General features: G+C 76.7%; 2 protein-coding genes. Both read left to right on the forward strand.

Annotated elements, in window-relative coordinates; genetic code table 11:
* Window positions 1–2,352: SDR family NAD(P)-dependent oxidoreductase (locus AB0469_RS40700; protein WP_366456657.1), on the forward strand; the 2,352-nt coding region annotated here is incomplete at its 5' end.
* 26 nt (window positions 2,353–2,378) lie between these two features.
* A partial coding sequence (locus AB0469_RS40705; RefSeq protein ID WP_366456658.1) for a type I polyketide synthase occupies window positions 2,379–8,917 on the forward strand: 6,539 nt, incomplete at its 3' end.

An 8,917-nucleotide genomic window follows, 5' to 3' on the forward strand; every position in this document is an offset into this window, starting at 1 on the left:
GCGCGGCTCCACGTCCAGGGCACGCCGGTGGACTGGCCGGCCGTCCTGGCCGGCCGGGGTGCGCGTCGCGTGGACCTGCCGACCTACGCCTTCCAGCGCCAGCGCTACTGGCTGACGACGCAGGCGGCACCGGCCGCCACCGGTACCGCACCGGCCGACGCGGCGGAGGCGGAGTTCTGGGACACCGTGGAGAACGGGGGCCCCGAGGCCCTCGCCGCGCAGCTCGGGGTGGCGGCCGGGGCGCCGCTGGACTCGGTGTTCGGCGCGCTCTCGACCTGGCGCCGGGAGAGCCGGACCCGGAACACCCTCGACGGCTGGCGCTACCGGGCGGTGTGGCAGCCCCGCACCGATCTGCCGGCCGCCGCCCCGTCGGGTACCTGGCTGGTCGTGGCCCCGGACGCGGCGACCGTCGAGCCCTACGCCCGGATGCTGGCCGACCGGGCGGCCGTCGAGCCCCTCCGCGTCACCGTCGCCGACCCCGGGGCCGACCGCGGGGCGCTGGCCGCGCTGCTGCGGGAGGCCGGAGCCGTGGACGGCGCACCGGTGGCCGGGGTCCTGTCCCTGCTGGCACTGGACGAACGCAGCCACCCGGTGCACGCGGGCCTGCCGGCCGGTCTCGCGGCCACCGTCGCGCTCGTCCAGGCACTCGGGGACCTGCACGTCGAGGCGCCGCTGTGGTGCCTGACCACGGGGGCCGTGGCCGTCAGCGGCTCCCGGCCGGTCACCCGGCCGCTCCAGGCCCTGGTCTGGGGCATGGGACGCGCGGTCGCACTGGAGACCCCCGGCCGCTGGGGCGGCCTGATCGACCTCCCCGGAGCGGCTGCCGGCGCCGGCGCCCCCGACGAGCGGACGCTGGCCCGCCTCGCCGAGGTCCTCGGCGGCGCCGACGGCGAGGACCAGCTCGCGGTGAGCCCCTCCGGGACCCTCGTCCGCAGGCTGGCCCGGATGCCCCGCACCACGGGGACCGCCGCCGGGGACGGCGGCTGGAAGCCCCGGGGCACCGTCCTGATCACCGGCGGTACGGGCTCGCTCGGCGGGCACACCGCCCGCTGGCTGGCCGCGGCCGGAGCCGAGCACCTGGTCCTCACCAGCAGGCGCGGCGAGGCCGCGGCGGGTGCGGCCGAACTCGCCTCCGCACTGCGGGAGTCGGGGGTGCGGGTGACGGTCGCCGCGTGCGACGTCGCCGACCGGGCGGCCCTTGCGGGCCTGCTGGACACCCTGTCCGGGGACCCCGCCCCGCTGACGGCCGTCGTGCACGCCGCCGGGCTCCCGCAGTTCACCACCGTGGCGGAGACCGGCCCCGAGGAGCTGGCCGCCGTGGTCTCCGCCAAGGTGGCCGGCGCGGTCCACCTGGACGAGCTGCTCGCCGACCGGGACCTGGACGCGTTCGTCCTCTTCTCGTCCGTCTCCGGAGTCTGGGGCAGCGGCAGCCAGGCCGCCTACTCCGCGGGCAACGCCTTCCTCGACGCGCTGGCCCAGCACCGCCGGGCCAGGGGACTCGCCGCGACGGCCGTCGCCTGGGGCCCCTGGGCCGAGGGCGGCATGGCCGCCGACGGCGGGGCGGAGGAGTACCTGAGGCGCAGCGGACTGCCCTCGCTCTCCCCGGCCCTGGCGGTCTCGGCCCTGCAACTGGCCATGGACCGGGACGAGACCGCCGTGGTGGTGGCCGACGTCGACTGGCCGAGGTTCGCGCCCTCCTTCACCATCGGCCGGCCCAGCGCCCTGCTCGCCGACCTGCCCGAGGCACGGGCGGCGCTGGCCGCCGGCGCCGCGGCCGACGAGGCCCCCGCAGCCGGCGCCCCCGCGGCCGCGGAGCTCGTACGGGAGCTGTCCGGCCTCGGCCCGGAGGAGCGGCACGACCTGCTGCTGGAACGGGTGCTCAAGGAGGCGGCGTCGGTCCTGGGCTACCCGGCCACGGACGCCATCGAGCCCGACCGGGCCTTCCGGGACCTCGGCTTCGACTCGCTCACCGCGGTCGAACTCCGCAACCGGCTCGGCGCCGCGACCGGGCTCCGGCTCCCGACGACGATGGTCTTCGACCACCCCACCCCGAGCGCCCTCACCGACGGCCTGCTGAGCGCGCTGCTGCCCGCGGGGGCCGCGGGCCGCGCCCCGGAGGAGGGCCCGGACGAGGCCCGGCTGCGCCGGGCCCTCGCCACCGTCCCGCTGGCCCGCCTGCGCGAGGCCGGCCTCATGGACGCCCTGCTGGCACTGGCCGGGCCGACGGACACGGCACCCGACGCCGACCGCACCGGCCCCCGCACCGACCCCGACACGGACACCGACTCCGCCATCGCGGACATGGACCTCGACCACCTCATCGAACTGGCGCTCGGCGACAGCGAAGCCTGATCAACGGCCCGAGTACGGAGCACATCATGACCACATCGAACGACAAGATCGTTCAGGCACTGCGCGCCTCCCTCCAGGAGACCGAGCGGCTGCGCCGCCAGAACCGGAAGATGACGGACGAAGCCCGTGAGCCCATCGCCATCGTCGCGATGAGCTGCCGCTTCCCCGGCGGAATCGGCTCCCCCGAGGAGCTGTGGCGCCTCCTCGCCGAGGGCGGCGACGCGATAGCGGGCTTCCCGGCCGACCGCGGCTGGGACCTGGACGCCCTCTACGACCCCGACCCCGACAACGCCGGCACCTGCTACGTCCGCCACGGCGGCTTCCTCGACGGCGTGGGCGAGTTCGACGCCGCCTTCTTCGGGATCTCCCCGCGCGAGGCCCTGATGATGGACCCGCAGCAGCGGCTGATGCTGGAGACCGCCTGGGAGGCCTTCGAGCGGGCCGGGATCGACCCGGCCACCCTGCGCGGCACCCGCACCGGTGTCTTCGCCGGCACCAACGGCCAGGACTACGCCCGCCTGTCCACCTCCCCGGAGGACTTCGACGGGTACCTCGGGACGGGCAACGCCGCCGCCGTGATCTCCGGACGGCTCGCCTACACCTTCGGCCTCGAAGGCCCCGCGGTGACCGTGGACACGGCCTGCTCCTCCTCCCTCGTCGCCCTGCACCTCGCCGCCCAGGCGCTCCGCAAGGGCGAGTGCGCCCTCGCCCTGGTCAGCGGCGTGACGGTGATGTCCACGCCCGGCGCCTTCATGGAGTTCAGCCGCCAGCGCGGGCTGGCCGCCGACGGGCGCTGCAAGCCCTTCTCGGCCGCCGCCGACGGCACCGGCTGGAGCGAGGGCGTCGGCATGCTCCTCGTGGAGCGCCTCTCGGACGCCCGCCGCCACGGCCACCGCGTCCTGGCCGTGCTCCGCGGCAGCGCCGTCAACCAGGACGGCGCCTCCAACGGACTGACCGCCCCCAGCGGCCCGGCGCAGCAGCGCGTCATCCGCCAGGCCCTGGCCGACGCCCGGCTCACCGCGGCCGAGGTGGACGCCGTAGAGGCACACGGCACCGGCACCTCGCTCGGGGACCCGATCGAGGCCCACGCCCTGCTCGCCACGTACGGCCAGGACCGCCCGGCCGAACGGCCGCTGCTGCTGGGCGCACTCAAATCGAACATCGGCCACACCCAGGCCGCGGCCGGCGTGGCCGGCGTCATCAAGATGGTCATGGCCATGCAGCACGGGACCCTGCCCGCCACCCTGCACCTCGACGAGCCCTCCCCGCACGTGGACTGGTCGGCGGGAGCCGTCCGCCTGCTGACCGAGGCCGTCGCCTGGCCGGAGACGGAAGGCCCGCGCCGGGCCGGAGTCTCCTCCTTCGGGGTGAGCGGCACCAACGCCCACGTCATCATCGAGCAGCCGGCCCCCGAACCGGCCGCGCCCGACACCGGAGCCGCCCCGGCCGCCGGACCCGTCCGGGCCCCGCTCCTTTGGCCCTTCTCCGCCCGCACCCCCGAGGCGCTCCCCGAGCAGGCCGGGCGGCTCCTGGCGTACGTACGGGAACACCCGGACACCGAGCCCGCCGACATCGGCCACGCCCTCGCCACGACCCGCGCCCAACTGCCCCACCGGGCAGCCGTCGTGGGGCACGACCGCGACGAACTGGTCGCCGCCCTCACCGCCTTCGCCCGCCGGGAACCGACGGGCCGGGGCTTCGAGGGCACCGCCGCCCGCAAGACCAAGACGGCGTTCCTGTTCTCCGGGCAGGGCAGCCAGCGCCCGGGCATGGGCCGTGAACTGCACGCCGTCTTCCCGGTGTTCGCCGACGCCTTCGACGCGGTGTGCGCGGCCCTGGACCCGTATCTCGATCTCCCGCTGCGGGAGGTGGTGTTCGGCGAGGACGCGGAGCTGCTGAACCGGACCGGGTACACGCAGCCGGCACTGTTCGCGGTCGAGGTGGCGTTGTTCCGGCTGGTGGAGTCGTGGGGCGTGCGCCCGGACTTCCTGGCCGGGCATTCCGTCGGGGAGTTCGCGGCGGCCCACGTCGCGGGCGTGCTGTCGCTGGAGGATGCGGCGAAGCTGGTGGCCGCGCGCGGCCGGCTGATGCAGGAGCTGCCCTCGGGCGGTGTGATGGTCGCGGTCGAGGCCTCCGAGGAGGAGGTCCGGGCCCTGCTGGCCGGGTTCGAGGACCGGGCGGGCATCGCCGCCGTCAACGGGCTGGCGTCGGTGGTGCTTTCGGGTGCCGAGGACACCGTCACCGAGCTAGCCGGGAAGCTGGCGGCCGAGGGGCGCAAGACCAAGGCCCTGACGGTCTCCCACGCCTTCCACTCGCCGCTGATGGACCCGATGCTCGACGCCTTCCGCGAGCTCGTCGAAGCCGTCCCGTTCGCCGCACCGGCCCTTCCCGTGGTCTCCACCGTGACCGGCCGCCGCCTGACGGCCGCCGAACTGGGCGACCCCGAGTACTGGGTCGGCCAGGTGCGCGCAGCGGTCCGGTTCGCGGACGCGGTGCAGTACCTGGCGGACGCCGGAGCCTCGGTGTTCGTCGAGGTAGGGCCCGGGGGAGTGCTGTCCGGCCTGGCCCGGCCCCTGCTGGACGCGGACTCCGCGCACGCGGTACCCCTGCTGCGCGCGGAGTCCCCCGAGGACCTGGCCGCCGCCTCCGCACTGGCACGGCTGCACGTCCACGGAGTCCCGTGCGACCCGACCGCCCCGTCCGGCGGCCGCGCCGGCCGCCCGGCCCTCCACGACCTGCCCACCTACGCCTTCCAGCGGCGCCGCTACTGGCTGGAGTCCACGGCCTTCTCCGGCCGGCCCGCCGCCGACGCCGCCCGGGCCGCCGACCCGGCGGAAGCCGGGTTCTGGGACTCCGTGGAACGCGCCGACCTCGCCGCCTTCGCGCAGCGCCTCGGCCTCACCGACGACGCGCCCCTCAGCTCGGTCCTGCCCGCCCTCTCCCTCTGGCGCCGCAACCACCAGGAGCGGTCCACGCTCGACGGCCGGCGCTACCGCATCGCCTGGCAGCCCGCACCCGCCCCCGCCCGCACCGCCCCCGGCCGCCCCGGCGGCGGCTGGCTGGCCCTGGTCCCCGCCGCCCGCCCGGCCGACGACCCGTGGACGGCCGACGTCCTGCGGGCCCTGGAGGAGCACGGCGCGACCGTACGGCCCCTGCCGGTCGAACCCGGCACGGGCCGGGAGGCGCTCGTGGCCCTGCTGCGCGCCGCCGCCCACGACCACCCCGTCGACGGGGTCCTGTCGCTGCTGGCCCTCGACGAGCAGCCGCACCGGGCCCACCCCGTCCTGGCGGAAGGGCTCGCCGCGACCCTCGCGCTGGTCCAGGCCCTCGGCGACGCGGGCCTCGACGCCCCCCTGTGGTGCGCCACCCGGGGCGCCGTCTCCACCGGCACCTCCGACCCGCTGCGCAGCCCCGCCCAGGCGGCGGTCTGGGCCCTCGGCCGGACCGCCGCACTCGAACACCCCGCACGCTGGGGCGGCCTGGTCGACCTGCCCGAGGTGCTCGACGACCGCGCCGCCCGGCGCTTCGCGGCCGTCCTCGCGCACACCCACGCCGATGAGGACCAGCTGGCCGTGCGCGGCGCCGGCGTCTACGTACGCCGCCTGCTGCGCGCCCCCCAGGGGCAGTCCGAGCCGGCCACGGAAGCCGCGCCCGCCCGGCAGCCGCACGGCACCGTCCTGATCACCGGCGGCACCGGAGCCCTCGGCGCCCACGTGGCCCGCCGGCTCGCCGGGGCCGGAGCGGACCACCTGGTCCTCACCAGCCGCAGGGGAGCGGCGGCGTCCGGCGCCGCGGCGCTCCGCGCCGAACTCGAGGCCCTGGGCGCCCGGGTCACCATCGAGGCCTGCGACATCGCCGACCGGGAGGCCGTGGCCCGGCTGCTGGCCGGCCTCCCGCAGGACCACCCCCTCACCACCGTCGTCCACGCGGCCGGAGTGGGCACCCCGGCCATGCTGGCCGAGACCACCGCCGAGGAGTTCGCCGAGGTCCTCGCCGCCAAGACGGCCGGCGCCCGGCACCTCGACGAGCTGCTGGCCGAGGAGGCCGGGGCGCGCCCGCTCGACGCCTTCGTGCTCTTCTCGTCGATCTCCGGCGTGTGGGGCGCGGCCGGCCAGGCGGCCTACGCCGTGGCCAACGCCTCCCTCGACGCCCTCGCCGAACACCGCCGCGCCCGAGGACTCGCCGCCACCGCCGTCGCCTGGGGCCCCTGGGCCGGCGGCGGCATGGTCGAGGACGGCGACGCCGAGGACCGGCTGCACAAGCGCGGGCTGCCCGCCCTCAGCCCGGCCTCGGCCCTCGCCGCACTGGACGCCGCCCTCGCCGCGGACGAGACGACGGTGACGGTCGCCGACGTCGCCTGGGACCGCTTCGCGCCCTCCTTCACCCTGCTGCGGTCCAGCCCGCTGCTGAACGCAATTCCCGAGGCCGTCGAGGCCCTCGCCGGGGCAGCCGCGGGCACGGCGTCCGACGGCCCGGGCGACGGCGAACTGCCCGAGTTCGCCCGCCGCACCACCGCCCTGACCGCCGCCGAGCAGGCCCGCGCCGTCCTCGCCCTGGTACGGGCCGAGGCCGCCGCGGTGCTCGGCCACCAGGACGCGGAAGCGGTCCCGGCCGACCGGGCCTTCCGCGAACTCGGCTTCGACTCCCTCACCGCCGTGGAGCTGCGCAACCGCCTCGGCAGGACGACGGGGGTCCGGCTCCCGGCCACCCTCGTCTTCGACCACCCGTCCCCGTCCGCCCTGGCCGCCCACCTGCTGGCCGAGCTGACCGCGGCCGTCACGGGCCGGGCCGCCGCCTCGGCACCGACGGCCACCGCCCGCGGCGCCGACGACGGCGAGCCGCTCGCGATCGTCGCCATGAGCTGCCGCTACCCCGGCGAGGTGCGCAGCCCCGAGGACCTCTGGCGCCTCGTCGCCGAGGGCCGCGACGCGGTCGGCGGCTTCCCCGCCGACCGGGGCTGGGACCTGGACTCCCTCTACGACCCGGACCCCGACCGGCCCGGCACCACGTACGCCCGGGACGGCGGCTTCCTCCACGACGTCGCCGACTTCGACCCCTCCTTCTTCGGCATCTCGCCCCGCGAGGCCCTCGCCATGGACCCGCAGCAGCGCCTCCTGCTGGAGACCGCCTGGGAGGCCTTCGAACGGGCCGGCATGGACCCCACCTCCCTGCGCGGCACCGGCACCGGTGTGTTCATCGGCTCCGGCTACCAGGACTACGCCTCCCGCCTGCTGAGCGTCCCGCAGGACCTGGAGGGCTACATCGGCACCGGCAGTTCGGCGAGCGTCGTCTCCGGCCGCATTGCCTACTCCTTCGGCCTGGAGGGGCCGACGCTGACCGTGGACACGGCCTGCTCCTCCTCCCTCGTCGCCCTGCACCTCGCCGCGCAGGCCCTGCGGCGCGGCGAGTGCGACCTCGCCCTGGCCGGCGGGGTGACCGTGATGTCCACCCCCAACGCCTTCGTCGAGTTCAGCCGGCAGCGCGGTCTGGCCGTCGACGGGCGGTGCAAGCCGTTCGCGGCGGCGGCCGACGGCACCGGGTGGGGCGAGGGCGTGGGCATGCTGCTGGTGGAGCGGCTCTCCGACGCCCGCCGGGGCGGCCACCCCGTGCTGGCCCTCGTACGGGGCTCCGCGGTCAACCAGGACGGCGCCTCCAACGGCCTCACCGCCCCCAACGGCCCGGCCCAGCAGCGCGTCATCCGCCAGGCCCTCGCGAACGCCGGGCTCTCCCCGGCCGACGTGGACGTGGTCGAGGCGCACGGCACCGGCACCACCCTCGGCGACCCGATCGAGGCCCAGGCGCTGCTGGCGACGTACGGCCAGGACCGGGCGGAGGACCGGCCGCTGTGGCTGGGCTCCCTGAAGTCGAACATCGGGCACACCCAGGCCGCGGCCGGCGTGGGCGGGATCATCAAGATGGTCGAGGCGATGCGCCACGGCACCCTGCCCCGGACCCTCCACGTCGACGCGCCGACCCCGCACGTCGACTGGTCGGCGGGCGCCGTCGAGCTGCTGACCGAGCCCGTCGACTGGACGGCCGGAACGGACCACACCCGCCGGGCCGGCATCTCCTCCTTCGGCGTGAGCGGCACCAACGCCCACGTCATCATCGAGCAGCCGCCCGTGGAGCCCCCGGCACCCACCGAGACGCGCACCGCACCGAAGCCGGTCCCCTGGCTGATCTCCGGAACCGGGCCCGAAGCCCTCCGCGAGCAGGCAGAGCGCCTCCTCGACCACGTCGAGCGCCATCCGGCCCTGGAACCGGCGGACGTGGCCCTGTCCTTGGCGAGCTCCCGCGCGGCACTGGAACACCGCGCCGCCGTACTCGGCACCCGACGGGAGGACTTCCTGCCCGCACTGCGCGCCCTGGCCGCCCACGACCCGGCCACGGATACGGAGACGGCCCTCCGCGGCACGGCCGGCTCCCCGCCCGGCACGGCGTTCCTGTTCTCGGGCCAGGGGAGTCAGCGGCTGGGGATGGGGCGTGAGCTGTATGCCGCGTTCCCGGTGTTCGCGGACGCTTTCGATGCGGTGTGTGCCCGTGTCGACGGGTATCTGGACCGTCC

Origin of the sequence: Streptomyces sp. NPDC093801 (assembly GCF_040701585.1) — a bacterium.
GTDB lineage: Bacteria > Actinomycetota > Actinomycetes > Streptomycetales > Streptomycetaceae > Streptomyces.